The sequence below is a fragment of the Flavobacterium galactosi genome, assembly GCF_048158585.1.
In the GTDB taxonomy this organism is placed as follows: Bacteria; Bacteroidota; Bacteroidia; order Flavobacteriales; family Flavobacteriaceae; genus Flavobacterium; species Flavobacterium galactosi.
Genome location: NZ_JBLNKV010000007.1, coordinates 20,753 through 36,607 on the forward strand (window position 1 = coordinate 20,753; position 15,855 = coordinate 36,607).

The following is a 15,855-nucleotide window of genomic DNA, read 5'->3' on the forward strand; positions in this document are numbered from 1 at the left end:
TTTTTGAATATAGGAAGCCTCACAGTAATGTGGGGCTTTTTTTGTTTAAAACAAAAGGATTTACTTGGGTTTGAGTTTTTTTTTGGAGCACAATTTTTAGTTTTCAATACACAATCCACCCGCTGTAGGCAGTATCTTTTTATTGCGAGGAACGATTTGTACTAAAAATAAAAGTTTAAATACTCGCAAAAAAAAAGGATACTTGCTTCCATCGGTGCTAAGTAGATCTTTTTTAGTACTAATTTGGATTAAAAAAAATTGCATCATAACTAATTGAAAAATAATTAATTATAAAATATTTTCGTTTTTTTAAAACCAAAAGCAATCGTAGTGCGTAAATGCTTTTATATAACTTTAAAAAATAGATTTTATGAAAACTAGAAAATTAGTAGCAATTGCATTATTTACAGTAGTATTCGGAGCAACTTCATTCGCTCAAAAAAGTGTTATGGTTGGTGGCGCAGCAATGTATCCAACTAAAAATATTATTGAAAATGCAGTAAATTCTAAAGATCACACTACACTAGTTGCAGCAGTTAAAGCTGCAGGTTTAGTAGAAACTTTACAAAGTAAAGGTCCATTCACAGTTTTTGCCCCAACAAATGCAGCGTTTGATAAATTACCAACAGGAACAGTAGAAACGCTATTGAAACCTGAAAATTTAAAAATGTTGCAAACAATACTTACCTATCATGTAGTTGCTGGGAAAATGAATGCTTCAGATATAGCAAAAGCTATTAAAATGGGAAAAGGGAAAGCTACTTTAAAAACAGTTAGTGGTGGAACTTTAACCGCTTGGATGCAAGGAAAAGATTTGTATATCACGGATGAGAACATGAACAAAGCTAAAGTAACAATTGCTGATGTGAACCAATCAAACGGTGTGATTCATGTGATTGATACAGTTGTACTTCCAAAAAAATAATTTTTGATTAGAGGTTGTTATTTTGTTAATCGAAAGAGCCCCGCATTTTGTGGGGCTCTTTTGTATAAAAAAGCTAGATTCTAATTTCAGAATCTGGATTTTAAAATTTATAAAACAAAATTTATCTTAAACTAGCGCCAAGCTCCGTTTCAAAATTATTTTGCAATTTACTCATAATTTTATCAATTTGAGCATCGGTTAACGTTTTTGAATTGTCTTGAATGGTAAAGCTTAAGGCATACGATTTTTTGCCTTCAGGAAGATTTTTTCCTTCATAAACATCGAATAAATTAATATCCTTCAATAATGATTTCTCTGTTTGACGTGCAATATTGTAAATACTATCGTAGGTTACATTTTGATCAATTAACAAAGCCAAATCTCTGCGAACTTCCGGGTATTTCGGAATCTCGGTATATTTTATTTTGGTAGAAATTAATTTCAAAATCAAAGCCCAGTTAAAATCCGCAAAAAACACTTCTTGCTTTATTCCAAAATGCTTTAAGATTGATTTTTTTACAACACCTAATTCTACGATTATATCTTGACCAAATCCAATTGTAATTCCTTCAGAAAACACATCGGAAGTTACTGGTAAATTTTGCGTTTTTTGGATGCCTAATCTCGAAAGTATACCATTTATATATCCTTTGAATAAAAAGAAATCGGATGGTTTTTGAGTACTAGTCCAACTTTCTTGGTTTCTATTTCCAGAAAGGAATAAAGTCAAATGTTTGTGTTCTTCATAACCTGAAGGAAAATTATGGTACGATTTTCCAAATTCGAATAATTTTAAATCGGCATTTTTACGATTAATATTATAAGAAATCGCTTCTAGTCCAGAGAACAATAAAGATTGACGCATAGTTGCTAAATCATTGCTCAAAGGATTTAGCATTGTTACATTATGCTCTGGATTTAAAACATCAGAAAGTTCTACATACGATGCCGTAGTCAATGAATTAGCCATCATTTCATTAAATCCTTGAGAATTTAATTGTGTGGCAATCGTATTTTGTATTTTGTAATCTTCGTTTCTTGGAGAATTAGAAACCGTTGCATTTAGTTTTTTCGAAAAATTAATGTTGTTGTATCCATAAACTCTAAGAATTTCTTCTATAACATCAATTTCTCTTTGTACATCAACTCTGTATGCAGGAATTGTTAATCCCAGTCCAGCATCAGAAACGCTGTTTACTTTAATGTCTAATGAAACTAATATTTTCTTAATAGTATCTTTTGGTAAATCCTGACCAATTATTTTGGCTACTTTACTAAAATTTAAAAACACGGTGAAATCTTCAATTTTCTTTGGATATACATTAATTACATCCGAAGTTATTTCTCCACCAGCCACTTCTTGTATCAATAAAGCGGCTCGCTTCAATGCATATTCAGTAATAGTTGGATCGATTCCTCTTTCAAATCTAAAAGAAGCATCGGTATTTAATTGATGTCTTTTGGCTGTTTTACGAATACTTACAGGATTAAAGTAAGCACTTTCTAAGAAAATTGAATTTGTGTTTTCTGAAACTCCCGATTTTTTTCCACCAAAAACTCCTGCAATGCACAATGGTCCTTTTTCATCACAAATCATTAAATCTTCCTCGTGTAACGTTCTTTCAACATCATCAAGAGTTGTGAATTTAGTTCCGGCGGCAAGTGTTTTTACAATTATTTTCCCATTTATTTTTGAAGCATCAAAAGCATGAAGTGGTTGGCCTAATTCATGTAAAACATAATTGGTTACATCGACAATATTGTTTTTTGGATTTATTCCAATTGCTTTCAATCGGTTTTGCAACCAAGCGGGTGACGCTTTTACAGTAATTCCAGAAATAGTAACGCCACAATATCTAGGAGCAAGTTTAGGTTCTTTTACATCAATATCAATCTTTAGTATTCTCTTATCTACTCTAAAATTACTAACTGAAGGTGTAATTAATTCTACATTAATACCACTTTGCAACATTCCCGCTCTCAAATCACGGGCAGTTCCAAGATGGCTCATAGCATCCGCACGATTAGGAGTCAATCCAATTTCGAAAACTTCGTCATTTTCAATTTTAAAAACCGTTGCAGCTGAAGTTCCAGGTAATATAGCATCGTCCAATATCATAATCCCATCATGGCTTTCGCCAAGACCTAATTCGTCTTCAGCGCAAATCATTCCGTGACTTTCCTGACCGCGTATTTTTCCTTTTTTTATCGAAAAAGCAACGCCTTCCTTATCGTACAATGTAGTGCCTATAGTAGCAACTGGAACTTTTTGTCCCGCAGCGACATTACTGGCACCACAAACAATTTGCACAGGAATACCGTTACCTAAATCTACAGTGGTTATTTTTAGTCTATCAGCATCAGGATGGGGAATACAAGTAAGAACATGTCCTACAACTATGCCTTCTAATCCGCCTTTTACCGATTGGTATTTTTCAACAATTTCTACTTCCAAACCTAAATCTGTTAGCAATGCTGCTGTTTCTTCGGATTTCCAGTCTATTTTAATGAATTGTTTTAACCAGTTGTAAGATATTTTCATCTGTCAATTTTAATGCGATTACTTCGTCAGTTCGACCTACGGTCTCGGGTACAAATATAAGGATTGCAGGTTGGAGTAAGAAACAATTTTTTTGGTTTTTTATATCTGATTTGTCACATTTCAGAAGTACTCAGAATAATGATTTAATAATATTAGATGTAAATATGTAAGAATAAAATAATAAAATAACGTTAAAAAAACAGATATGAAAATTTAATGCTACTAGTTGAATGAATTGTGCTATTCTAATGATGAATAGCAGACTATTTTTGATAAAATAAAATATATAACGACATGGATAATATAGTAAAAAGACCTGAATTCAAGGCAACGTACGATAATTATATAGGAGGAAAATTTGTTGCACCAATCGGTGGCCAATATTTTGATGTTGTTTCTCCAATTGATGGAAAAGTATTTACAAGGGCAGCACATTCAACTAAAGTTGATATTGATTTAGCTGTAGATAAAGCACATGAAGCGTTTCAAACATGGGGAAAAACATCCGTTACAGAACGCAGTATATTATTGAATAAAATTGCACAAGTTATTGAAGATAATCTTGAATATATAGCCACCGTTGAAACCATAGATAACGGGAAAGCAATCCGGGAAACTTTGGCTGCAGATATTCCTTTGGCGATAGACCATTTCAGATATTTTGCTGGTGTAATTCGTGCAGAGGAAAGTTCAATTGCTGAACTGGATTCACAAACAGTTTCTATTGCTTTGAGTGAACCTTTGGGTGTAATTGCACAAATTATTCCTTGGAATTTTCCAATTTTAATGGCAGTTTGGAAATTAGCGCCGGCATTGGCCGCAGGGAATACCGTAGTTTTAAAACCAGCGGAAAGCACGCCAATTTCTATTTTAGTTTTAATGGAATTGATAGGCGATATTCTTCCTCCAGGAGTTGTAAATATTGTGAATGGTTTTGGAGCTGAGCTTGGAAGAGCTTTGGTAACTAACAAAAAAGTATCAAAAGCCGCATTTACTGGTTCTACACCTACAGGTCGTTTAGTTATGCAATATGCTACGGAAAATATTATTCCGGTAACATTAGAATTAGGTGGAAAATCCCCAAATATTTTTATGAAATCTGTAGGAGATGCTGATGATGATTTCTTTGATAAAGCGATTGAAGGCGCAGTAATGTTTGCTTTAAATCAAGGAGAAATTTGTACGTGTCCTTCCAGATTATTAGTCCATGAGGATATTTATGAAAAATTTATTGCCCGAGTTATTGAAAGAACAGCAGCTATCAAATTAGGAAATCCATTGGACAGAACCACTATGATGGGGGCACAGACTTCATTAGTTCAAAAAGAGAAAATTCTTAGTTATATAAAATTAGGAAAAGAAGAAGGTGCCGAATTGTTAATTGGTGGTGAAGAGAATCATTTGGAAGGAAATTTAGACGGAGGTTATTATATTAAACCAACTCTTTTCAAAGGGAATAATAAAATGCGTATTTTTCAGGAAGAAATCTTCGGGCCTGTTTTGGCTGTCACCACTTTCAAAACAACAGAAGAAGCGATTGCGATTGCAAATGATTCGATGTATGGTTTAGGGGCTGGAGTTTGGACACGGGATGCACACGAAATTTATCAGGTTCCAAGAGCAATTCAGTCTGGTCGTGTTTGGATTAATCAATACCATTCTTACCCGGCTGGCGCACCTTTTGGAGGTTACAAACAATCAGGAATTGGTCGTGAAAATCATAAAATGATGCTTGGACATTATCGTCAAACAAAAAATATGTTGATTTCTTATGATAAAAAGAAATTAGGTTTCTTTTAATAGAGTGCAGATTATTGGTTAATCGTAAGCCTGACAGATTGTATAATTTGTCAGGTTTTATTTTAAATGAAAAAAGATGAAAAAAAGAATTGACGCTACAGAAAAAGCAATAGAATTAATTAAAATATTGCAGGAAAAACATGGAGATTTGATGTTTTATCAAGCGGGAGGTTGTTGTGAAGGAACCCAGCCACAATGTTTTGAAAAAGGTAGTTTCTACCAAAGAATGGGAGATGTTTGTATCGGAATAATCGAAAATACTGAATTCTGGGTGGATAAGGATTTATTCGAATATTGGAAACATGCTCATTTTACTTTGGATGTAATTGATGCTTTTGGGGTAGGAGGATTTTCTTTGGAAACACCATTAAAAAAAACATTCAAAATTGAATACCGGATTTTTACACCAGAAGAAGAACTATCTCTTGAGTCTTTGAAATATATTGAATAAATCTAGTTTATCACATATAACAATTGATACTGTTTTGGCGTAATTCCTTCGTATTTTTTAAACAAACGAATAAAGTAATTCGAATCTTCAAATCCAGATAAGTAACAAACTTCATTGATTTGTATTGTTGGATTTTTTAGCAATTGTTTGGCACATCTTATTTTCTCGTTTATTACAAATTCTATCGGACTCATACCTAATTCTCTTTTGAAAAGCCTGTAAAAAGAAGTGGTGCTCATACATGCTTTTTCGCTCAAATGTTTCATGCTGATGTTTTCCTTTAAATTTAATCGAATGAATTCTACTACTTGAGTAATAGGATTTTTTGGATCTGTAAACAAACCGTCATCAATTGCTTTTGCAGTTTGTGTTTGAATAATTCGGATTAATAATTCCTGCAAAGTCAAGTCGGCTAAAGCGTCTTTGGTTATCGAAGTGCTCATGCATTCTTTGATCAACTTGTTTATGGTAGTCGCCAGTTCCACATTATTGTAAAAAAAATAATTGTCATAATTCAATTGCCAGAATTGGGAATTGCCTTCTTTTGGATACCGTTCGTTTAAGAAGTGTAAGGTATCGGTAATTTTAGTTTGGTCTATCGCCAAAGCCAAACACTGCGTAGGATTACTTTTTGTAGCCTCAGGAAAATCGATTTTCATTTCCACATTCGAAGGAATAACAACTGTTTCACCTGGCAAATAATCAAAGCTTGGGTCATCAAAAAGATGCATTATTTTTTTGCCTCTTAGCATGCTTGTTACGACCAAATCATTAAACTTCAAAGGAACTAACGCAGAAGATTCATAGGTTTCGAAAAGATTAAGTTCACAATGATTTAATGAGTAAACAGTTCTGTTTTCAACTAATGTTTTTAATGATTTTTCGTTGGATAAGTGCGGGGGATTTATAAAAGCACGATTGTTATTCATAGTTTTAAACTTAAAGAAGGCAAAGTTTAAATTTAATGAAAATAATTAGAACTGTAACACTGTTTAATAAATTTTAAATTAATTCCTCCACATGTTTTTTTATGTTTAGGGCAATTTTATGTGTTGGCAAATCATTTTCATCAGTTCCAAATGGGTCTTCTATTTCCTCGGCAATTAACTCTAAACTGGCCAAAACATAAAAAATAAAAACGACAACCGGCGCCACATAATAACCAAGGCTGAAAGAATAACCAAAGGGTAAAGTCATCACATAAAAAAAGATGAATTTTTTGATAAAAGCACTATATGAATAGGGAATAGGCGTGTTTTTAATTCTTTCGCAAGCACCACAAATTTCAGTAAAGGATAATACTTCGGCATTTAAAATGATCAATTGGTCACCTGTTATTTTTTTTGAAATATATAAATCATTGATTTTTTGAAATAGCATTTTTGCTACCTGATTGGGTTTGTGTTTGTGATGGTCAATTTCTAAATCAACATCATCAAATAATTGCTTACTGGTATCAGCATCATTCAAATGTTTATGTAAAATAGATGCATAACTCGGAATCATTTTTCTAAAATAATTGCGGTCTTTTTCATCCTCCAAGATCACCGATAATTTGATAGCAAAATTCCGGCTGTTGTTGACTAAACTTCCCCACATTTTACGTCCTTCCCACCAACGGTCATAAGCAGTATTGGTTCTGAAAACTAATAATAATGAAATTACAAACCCCAACATCCCGTGCATTATGGTAATATTCTTCACATAGCTATTGTCTGCTAATTGCCAATATTCGACTTCTAAGTACCCAATAATTCCCGAATAAGCGCCAATGGCCATCATTATTGGAAATAAGGTTCTAAAGGTATCTGCTTTATGGAAACGAAAGATAAAAGTAAACCAGTCTTTTGTATTGTATGAAATCATTTTAGGCTAAATTTTTTACAAATTTAAATTAAAAACTGAGATTACCCGCCAATTCTTTTAGTGCAATTTCAGATAATTTAGCTTGAAATTGAGCATTGCTGTAACGCACTTTTGCATTCACATAATTCAATTGTGCGGTTCTGAATTCTAAAGTGGTAATAGTTCCAATTCTAAATTTATCTAATGTAATATTTAAATTCTGCTTAGCAATTGCTTCATTTTTTTCTTCTAAAGCAATCAATTCCAAATTGGTCAAATAGGTTTGATAAGAAATGGATAATTGTGAATGCAAGGCCAAATTTTGCTGCTCGATTGTTATTTTAGAATTCTCAATCTGAATTTTAGCGATTTTCTCGTTTCTGTTTTGTGCAAATCCATCAAATAAATTCAAGGAAGCGCTAAAACCGTAATTCAATCCTTTGGATGCTGATTGTGATACAAATCCAAGACTGGATTGACTTTCAGAAAAATTGTAGCCTGTATTTATTTTTATGTTAGGATAACGCCCTGCTTTTATTTGTTTTAACTGTAATTCAGAAACTCTTTTATTAATGATTTGGGTTTCTAATTGCGGGTTTTGTTTCTCTGCTAAAGCGCTTAATTGCGGAAGCAATAATTCGTTGTCAACTACAATTTTTTCAACCACTTTGAAATCAATATTAGCATCTCTGGCAAGTATTTGATTCAATAGAATTTTAGTATTTACAAACAATTCTTTTTGCCTCAACAGCGTAACTTTATCTGTATTTAAATCCACTTGTGCATTTAAAACTTCCAGTTTTGATGCCTTTCCAATAGTAAATCGGTTTTGTGCTAAAGTCAATCGCTGATTAGAAATAACGATTGTGGAGTCTAAAGCAGCTAATTGCTGTTGTTGTTGTACCAAATCAAAATAAGTTGCATTTACATCACTGATTTTTGTAATTATGGTTAGTTTTAACTGGGCTTCTCCTAATTTTTGTAACTCTTTTAGTTGATCTAGTCTGGCAAACATACGCAGTCCGTCAAAAATTGTCCAATCCAATCCAATCCCATAACTTAAACTGTTGTTTTTAGCATTGTCTAATTCTGTTTCTGTTCCGTCCTGGCGTGTTTGCGAACTGTTTTGAACACTATTGTTGTCCACAATTGTAGCAGTAACTTTAGGCAACATAGTTGCATTTCCTGGACTTACGTTAGTTTTGTCGATTAATAAATTGTTTGACGCAATTTTGATTTCATAATTATTTTCTAATGCAATTTTCACAACATCTTCAACAGTTAAAATTTCTTGAGCATTCATTTTTATGATGCAAAAGAAAAATAAAATCAGGCTTCTAAATGTATTTTTTGAATTCATCATATTACTTACTTTCTTTTTCATATTCTTCAATGTGATCAAATTCGGGATAATGTTTTCGGGCTTTCGACCACATTAAATACATCGCCGGAATAACAAATAAGGTTAAAACCAAAGAGAAAATAGTTCCGCCAACGATTACAACTCCCATCCCGATTCTACTTGTTGAAGCAGCTCCAAGCGACATCGCAATAGGTAAAGCCCCTAATGAAATGGCTAAACTGGTCATTAAAATGGGACGAAGTCTCGCTTCTGAAGCTTCCAAGATCGCATCAATTTTAGATTTCCCCTGTTCTCGCAGCTGATTCGCAAATTCGACAATCAGAATTCCGTTTTTGGTTACCAAACCAATTAACATTACCGTTCCAATTTGGCTAAAAATATTCCAGGTTTGATCAAATAACCATAAGGAGAATAATGCTCCGGCCACTGCCATTGGCACCGTCAAAATAATAATAAACGGATCAATAAAGCTTTCAAATTGTGCTGCTAAAATTAAAAATATCAATAGCAAAGCCAATCCAAATGCGAAAGTAGTATTCGAGCTACTTTCAACAAAATCTCTGGATTCTCCACCTAAATCGGTGGTAAATGTATCGTCCAGAACTTTAGCTTTTATCTCATTCATCGCATCGATTCCATCGCTGATACTTTTGCCTGGAGCAAGACCAGCAGAAACCGTAGCCGACATGTATCGATTATTATGATACAATTGTGGAGGATTACTTTTCTCTTCAATGGTTACCACATTGTCCATTTGAATTAATTCCCCTTTATTGTTTTTGACATACATGGAGGTTAAATCCAATGGTTTTGAACGGTCTTCTTGATTAAACTGTCCAATTACTTGATATTGCTTTCCATTTCTCATGAAATAACCAAAACGTTGACCACTTAAGGAAAGTTGCAGGGTTTGGGCAATATCAATCACAGATATTCCTAAACTCTCCGCTTTTTCTCTGTCAATGCTGACATTGACTTCTGGTTTATTAAATTTTAAATTTACATCACTTACTGCAAAAGTTGGATTCTTACCCACTTCATCCATAAATACTGGAATTTTTTCTCTTAATTTCTCAAAGTTGGGAGCTTGTATAATGTATTGAATCGGTAGGCCTCCACGTCTGTTTACTGCAATTGTAGGTTGTTCAATTACCGAGGTTTTTGCATCAGGATATTGTTTGGACCATTTAGTCAATTTTTGTGCAATCTCTTTTTGGGAATCTTTTCTTTCGTTTGGTTCTACCAAAGAAACCCGAATAAATCCACTATTCACAGATGAAGATCCAAATCCAGGAGAAGTAATCACTAAACTCACTTTTTTTCCAGGAATGGAATCATCTACTAATTTTGACATTTCCTGCATGAAACGATCGGTATACTCATAAGTAGATCCTTCAGGAGTTGACATTCGCATTACAAATCCACTACGGTCATCATATGGGGCAGTTTCTTTTTGCAAAATATTAAAAAACAAATAAATCAGTCCAAAACAAGCAATCAAAATAGGAAAACTCAACCATTTCCTTTTCATGAAACGCTGTAAAGCACTAGCGTAACTACTGTTTAGTTTTTCAAAATACGGTTCTGTACGAATATAGAATTTTGATTTTTTTTGTTCGCCACCTTTCATCAAATAAGCATTCAACATAGGGGTTAAGGTCAATGATACAAATGCTGAAATTAGTACTGCAGCACCAATAACCACACCGAATTCCCTAAACAACCGCCCAACAAATCCTTCGAGGAAAATTACAGGTAAAAATACAGCGGCTAAGGTTATCGAAATCGAAATTACTGCAAAAAATATTTCATTGGATCCTTTTATTGCTGCTTCAATAGGCGTCATACCTTCTTCTACTTTCTTGAAAATATTTTCGGTCACTACAATTCCATCATCGACCACAAGACCAGTAGCAAGAACAATCGCCAATAAAGTCAATACATTTATCGAAAATCCAAAAAGCCACATAATAAAGAATGTTGCAATCAACGAAACGGGAATATCAATTAAAGGTCTGAAAGCAATAGCCCAATCTCTAAAAAATAAATAGATAATTAAAATTACCAAAATGATAGAAATCCCTAAAGTTTCGGCAACTTCAATCACTGATTTTTTTACAAATATGGTATTGTCGATGGCGATATTTAACTTGATATCTTTAGGCAAGTCTTTTTTTAATTTTTCGAATTCTTTATAAAAAGCGGCTGAAATATCTAAATAATTAGCTCCGGGAAGTGGCACAATAGCCACACCAACTAAAGGCGTGCCTGATTGTGTCATTTGAGTTTCGGTATTTTCAGGACCTAAACTTGCTGTTCCAATATCGCTTAAGCGAATTACTTTTTCACCAACTGAACGTATAATGATGTTGTTGAATTCTTCAGGCTTGGATAGATTTCCAATAGTTTTAACGGTAAGTTCCGTGTTTTTTCCTGTCAGTTTTCCTGAAGGGAGTTCCACATTTTGTTTATTCAACGCATCTCGAACATCTGAAATCGTACAGCCATAAGACGCTAATTTCACAGGGTCAATCCACAAGCGCATCGCATATCGTTTTTGTCCCCAAATTTGAACACCACTTACCCCTGGAATTGTTTCTAATCGTTGGGAAATTACATTTTCGGCATAATCACTAAGTTCCAATGCATTTCGGGTATCACTTTGTACCGTCATCGAAATAATGGCATCTCCATTGGCATCTGCCTTAGAAACAACTGGTGGAGCGTCAATATCTTGTGGTAAGCTTCTCACGGCTTGTGACACTTTATCACGCACATCATTGGCAGCTTCTTCCAGATTTTTATCTAAATTAAATTCGATTGTGATATTACTGCTTCCTTGAGCACTCGAAGACGTAACGTTTCGGATTCCGTCAATAGAGTTAATGGCTTTTTCAAGGGGTTCAGTAATTTGGGATTCAATGATATCTGAATTGGCTCCGGCATAGTTTGTTCGAATCGAAATTTGGGCTGGATCAATCGAAGGAAATTCACGAACTCCCAGAAAACTATATCCAATAAGACCAAATAATACAATTGCTAAATTAATTACAATCGTAAATACGGGCCTTCTTATACTTGTAGTAGATAAACTCATTTTTTGAATTATATATTAGTAATTATGAATTAGGAATTGTTGTTGCTTAATTATGATTTATATTTTAGGCACAATAAATCATAATTTATTAACTCATAACTTAACTTTCACTTTAACAGGAATTTCATCTTTTAATGACATTACAGCACTTGTCAAAACGGTATCTCCAGCTTTCAAGCCTGAAAGAACTAGAATAGAAGCATCGGTTCTTGTTGCGGTTTCTATCATTACTTCTTTAGCTTTTCCATTACTTGAGATGAAAACTTTTTTCCCGTTTTGTACTGGAATAATAGCTTCCGAAGGAATTATAATGGCGTCTTTAATGATATCCAAAGGCAATTCAACATTCGCAAATGTTCCTGGTAATAATTTGCCGTTTCTGTTTTCTGCAATTGCTCGAACTTGTAATGTTCTTGTCGCAACTTCAACTCCTGGCTCGATTGCATAAACTTTAGCAGCATATTTTTCAGTTGAACCTGCAACAGTAAAAGTTAATTGTGTATTTGTTTTTACCTGGGTTGCATATTTTTCAGGAATCGAAAAAGTAATTTTTAGTTTACCAATATTAACCAATTTTGCCACTAGAAGTGTTGGTGTAATATACGTTCCTGGAGAAATGGAACGAAGTCCTATTTTTCCTGAAAATGGTGCTCTAACGGATGTTTTTGATATTTGTGCTTTTATCAGTTGACTTTGAGATTGTGCCGATTTTAAATCTGCTCTGGCAACATCATATTCTTCTTGGCTGATAGCCTCTTTTTGTAATAATAATTTAGCTCTTCTTTCGTTTTCGGATGCTAAACCTTCTTTGGTGGTCATTTGTCTCAATTGCGCTCTCAGTTCAATGTCATTTACTTTAAAAAGCACTTGTCCTTTGCTGACATTACTGCCTTCCTGAAAATAAATACCTTCAACAATACCAGAAACTTCACTTCTGATTTCTACCTGCTCATTCGCTTCGATGGAACCGGAAAGCGACAGGTTATTATCAAAAGTTTCCGGGTGGACAACGATTCCTGTTACATTAATAGGTTTGTCTTTTCCTCCTTTATCATTTCCTCCTTCATTTTCACTTTTGTTTGCATTGATTCGGTAACCGATAAACCCAATAATTCCGATGGTTAATAAGGCGTAAACTAAGTATTTTATTTTCATGGGATAAGAGTAATATTGCGTTAAAGAAAACTATTTAAGATTGATTTAACAAAATTAAGGTTTACTATTGGGAATATTTGTTTTGTTAATTTTTATTTAACGTTTGTACATACAAATATTAATGAAATTTAGAATGACAAAGGGCATAAAATATTTCTTCATTTAGTTCCTATTCGACTCTGAAAAACGGGAATGGTTTAACCAATAATTCTATAAAAGAAATATTTTTTGTAGAATTTACTTCAAAGGGTGGAATTTATAAAGGGATTTAAACAAATACGAAATGTAAAGACATCTAAGTTTTTACGAGCATTATAAGATCCTAGTATTTGTAATTTAAAAACGAATAGACAAAACAAAGTATTGATAAATAGGGGCTTAATTCCCATTTAAAGTAATAAATAAGTGTTGGGATTAGAATGACCATTTTCTTAGATAAACTTACATTTCTTACTCTGTTAAAAAAAATGTTTGTCCTATTTTGATTTAACTAATATAATTCCAAATGTTTTTCTTTTTGGTCATCTCGATAAAAACAGCTCTTAAAGCAGCATGCTCGGGTTTTTGCATTCCTGCATCTTCCTTTAGCAATTTCAATGCATAGTTTCTGGCTAATGCCAAAGTATCCCTGTCTCTAACTAAATCGGCAATTTGAAGGTTGAGCACGCCACTTTGTTGGGTTCCCATTAAATCGCCAGGACCGCGAAGCTTCAAATCTACTTCAGCAATTTCGAAACCATCATTCGTCTGCACCATTGTTTCCATACGGGTTTTACTGTCAGAACTCAATTTATGGCTCATCATCAGAATGCAATAACTTTGTTCCGCACCACGACCCACGCGACCGCGAAGCTGATGCAGTTGCGATAATCCAAACCGTTCCGCACTTTCAATAATCATCACACTTGCATTAGGAACATTTACGCCGACTTCAATTACCGTTGTAGCTACCATAATATTGGTTTTTCCTTCCGAAAAGCGTTTCATTTCAGCATCTTTATCCGCCGGTTTCATTTTTCCGTGCAAGATTGAAATGGAATATTGTGGCAACGGAAAATCTCGGGAAATACTTTCGTAACCGTCCATTAAATCCTTGAAATCCATTTTTTCGGATTCCTGAATCAGTGGATAGACAATATAGATTTGTCGGCCCAAAGCGATTTCGTCCCGCAGGAATTTCCAAACTTTTAATCGGTTGCTGTCAAAACGGTGTACGGTTTGAATCGGTTTTCGTCCTGGAGGCAATTCGTCAATTACTGAAATGTCTAAATCACCATACAAACTCATCGCCAAAGTTCTGGGAATAGGCGTGGCGGTCATCACCAAAACGTGTGGCGGAATCGTATTTTTCTTCCACAATTTAGAGCGTTGTTCTACGCCAAAACGGTGTTGTTCATCAATCACGGCCAAGCCTAAATTCTTGAATTTCACTTTGTCTTCCAGTAAAGCATGCGTTCCGATAAGGATGTGTAACGTGCCGTTTTCCAGTTCTTCATGGATAATTCTGCGTTGCGCTATTTTGGTGGATCCGGTTAGTATTCTAATGTTGATATTTAAAGTTACTGCCAATTCGGATAAACCAATGAAATGCTGATTGGCGAGGATTTCAGTGGGTGCCATCAAGCACGCTTGGAAACCATTATCAAGTGCCAAAAGCATGCTCATAAAAGCGACAATGGTTTTTCCCGAACCTACATCACCTTGCAGTAATCGGTTCATTTGGGCGTTGCTGCCCATATCAGTTCGTATTTCTTTGATTACTCTCTTTTGGGCGTTGGTCAATTGAAAAGGCAAATGATTCTGATAAAAATTATTGAAATATTCGCCTACAGTTGCAAACGGATGCCCTTTTATTTTATGTTTCCGGATGAGATTCTTCGTGATTAATTGTAATTGGATAAAGAATAATTCTTCGAAAATTAATCGGAATTTGGCTTTCGCCAAAACATCAGCGCTTTTTGGAAAATGAATGTTGAATAAAGCTGCTTTTTTAGGAATCAGTTTCAATTCGTTAATCAAATAATCCGGCAAGGTTTCCGTGAACAACGCTTGCGTTTCCAGAAACAATTGTTGCATTAGTTTATTAATCACCCGGTTCGAAATCCCGCGATTCGTTAAGGTTTCTGTCGAAGGATAAACGGGTTGCATTGCCGAACGCAGACTTTGTTCGTGTTCGCTCATCAATTCAATTTCTGGATGTGCCATATTGAACGCATTCCCAAAAGATGCGCATTTCCCAAAAATCACACAGATTTCGTTGAGCTTTAAACTTTCCCGAATCCATTTGTGACCTTGAAACCAAACGAGTTCCATTTGTCCTGTATCATCCACAAAAGTCGCTACCAATCGTTTTTGGTTTCTGCCAAATTCTACGGTTTTGATGTTGATGATTTTACCGATAATCTGAACTTCGGCAACATTATTTTGCAGTTCGTTAATCTTGTAATACCGTGTTCTGTCAATGTATCTGTTTGGAAAAAAATTAACCAAATCCACGTACTTATAAATTCCCAATTCCTTACGCAGCAATTCGCCCCGATTGGGACCAACGCCTTTGAGGTATTCTATGGGAGTAAGTAGGAGGTTTTGCTGCATGCTGCGAAGATAGTTTTTTGTTTGGAAATTTGGAAATAGGAAAAATTGAAATTAGTGTAAGAAAATTGGTATATTTGGAAAA

General features: G+C 34.3%; 10 protein-coding genes. 3 read left to right on the top strand and 7 right to left on the bottom strand.

What is annotated here, in order from left to right; translation table 11 throughout:
* Positions 1-370 precede the first annotated feature (370 nt).
* The gene (locus ACM55M_RS14950) at positions 371-925 is read left to right on the top strand and encodes a fasciclin domain-containing protein (RefSeq protein WP_416858455.1); all 555 of its coding nucleotides are present in this window, start codon (positions 371-373) and stop codon (positions 923-925) included.
* A gap of 121 nt (positions 926-1,046) precedes the next feature.
* On the opposite strand, the gene pheT is transcribed toward ACM55M_RS14950, so the two are convergent.
* Positions 1,047-3,467: a phenylalanine--tRNA ligase subunit beta gene (pheT, locus tag ACM55M_RS14955; RefSeq protein WP_416858456.1), complete on the bottom strand. Its 2,421-nt coding sequence runs from the start codon at positions 3,465-3,467 to the stop codon at positions 1,047-1,049.
* A gap of 294 nt (positions 3,468-3,761) precedes the next feature.
* On the opposite strand from pheT, the gene ACM55M_RS14960 reads away from it, so the two are divergent.
* Together ACM55M_RS14960 and ACM55M_RS14965 are read left to right on the top strand one after the other, a co-directional pair.
* Positions 3,762-5,267, top strand: a complete 1,506-nt coding sequence (locus ACM55M_RS14960) for an aldehyde dehydrogenase family protein (protein ID WP_416858457.1) — start codon at positions 3,762-3,764, stop codon at positions 5,265-5,267.
* A 76-nt stretch (positions 5,268-5,343) separates the two neighbouring features.
* On the top strand, positions 5,344-5,718 hold the full coding sequence (locus ACM55M_RS14965; protein WP_416858458.1) for a DUF779 domain-containing protein: 375 nt from the start codon (positions 5,344-5,346) through the stop codon (positions 5,716-5,718).
* A 2-nt stretch (positions 5,719-5,720) separates the two neighbouring features.
* Here the strand turns inward: ACM55M_RS14965 and ACM55M_RS14970 are convergent, their stop codons facing one another.
* From ACM55M_RS14970 to recG, 6 genes are all read right to left on the bottom strand, one after another.
* Positions 5,721-6,647, bottom strand: coding sequence for an AraC family transcriptional regulator (locus tag ACM55M_RS14970; protein ID WP_416858459.1), 927 nt, complete (start codon positions 6,645-6,647; stop codon positions 5,721-5,723).
* Positions 6,648-6,720: 73 nt separating this feature from the next.
* A complete protein-coding gene (locus ACM55M_RS14975) occupies positions 6,721-7,584 on the bottom strand; it encodes a bestrophin family protein (RefSeq protein ID WP_416858460.1) in 864 nt (287 codons plus the stop codon).
* 28 nt (positions 7,585-7,612) lie between these two features.
* Entirely contained in the window at positions 7,613-8,923 is a 1,311-nt protein-coding gene (locus tag ACM55M_RS14980) for a TolC family protein (protein WP_416858618.1), read from the bottom strand.
* A gap of 4 nt (positions 8,924-8,927) precedes the next feature.
* Positions 8,928-12,023, bottom strand: a complete 3,096-nt coding sequence (locus tag ACM55M_RS14985; protein WP_416858461.1) for an efflux RND transporter permease subunit — start codon at positions 12,021-12,023, stop codon at positions 8,928-8,930.
* Positions 12,024-12,116: 93 nt separating this feature from the next.
* Positions 12,117-13,178, bottom strand: a complete 1,062-nt coding sequence (locus ACM55M_RS14990) for an efflux RND transporter periplasmic adaptor subunit (protein ID WP_416858462.1) — start codon at positions 13,176-13,178, stop codon at positions 12,117-12,119.
* 486 nt (positions 13,179-13,664) lie between these two features.
* Positions 13,665-15,773 carry an ATP-dependent DNA helicase RecG gene (gene recG, locus ACM55M_RS14995; RefSeq protein WP_416858463.1) on the bottom strand — a complete coding sequence of 703 codons (2,109 nt, stop codon included), beginning with the start codon at positions 15,771-15,773 and terminating at the stop codon, positions 13,665-13,667.
* Positions 15,774-15,855: the final 82 nt, after the last annotated feature.

Bases quoted from the DNA above. Each gene is read 5' to 3' on its own strand.
- ACM55M_RS14950 (WP_416858455.1), top strand. From the start codon at position 371: ATGAAAACTAGAAAATTAGTAGCAATTGCATTATTTACAGTAGTATTC.
- pheT (WP_416858456.1), bottom strand. From the start codon at position 3,467: ATGAAAATATCTTACAACTGGTTAAAACAATTCATTAAAATAGACTGG.
- ACM55M_RS14960 (WP_416858457.1), top strand. From the start codon at position 3,762: ATGGATAATATAGTAAAAAGACCTGAATTCAAGGCAACGTACGATAAT.
- ACM55M_RS14965 (WP_416858458.1), top strand. From the start codon at position 5,344: ATGAAAAAAAGAATTGACGCTACAGAAAAAGCAATAGAATTAATTAAA.
- ACM55M_RS14970 (WP_416858459.1), bottom strand. From the start codon at position 6,647: ATGAATAACAATCGTGCTTTTATAAATCCCCCGCACTTATCCAACGAA.
- ACM55M_RS14975 (WP_416858460.1), bottom strand. From the start codon at position 7,584: ATGATTTCATACAATACAAAAGACTGGTTTACTTTTATCTTTCGTTTC.
- ACM55M_RS14980 (WP_416858618.1), bottom strand. From the start codon at position 8,923: ATGAATTCAAAAAATACATTTAGAAGCCTGATTTTATTTTTCTTTTGC.
- ACM55M_RS14985 (WP_416858461.1), bottom strand. From the start codon at position 12,023: ATGAGTTTATCTACTACAAGTATAAGAAGGCCCGTATTTACGATTGTA.
- ACM55M_RS14990 (WP_416858462.1), bottom strand. From the start codon at position 13,178: ATGAAAATAAAATACTTAGTTTACGCCTTATTAACCATCGGAATTATT.
- recG (WP_416858463.1), bottom strand. From the start codon at position 15,773: ATGCAGCAAAACCTCCTACTTACTCCCATAGAATACCTCAAAGGCGTT.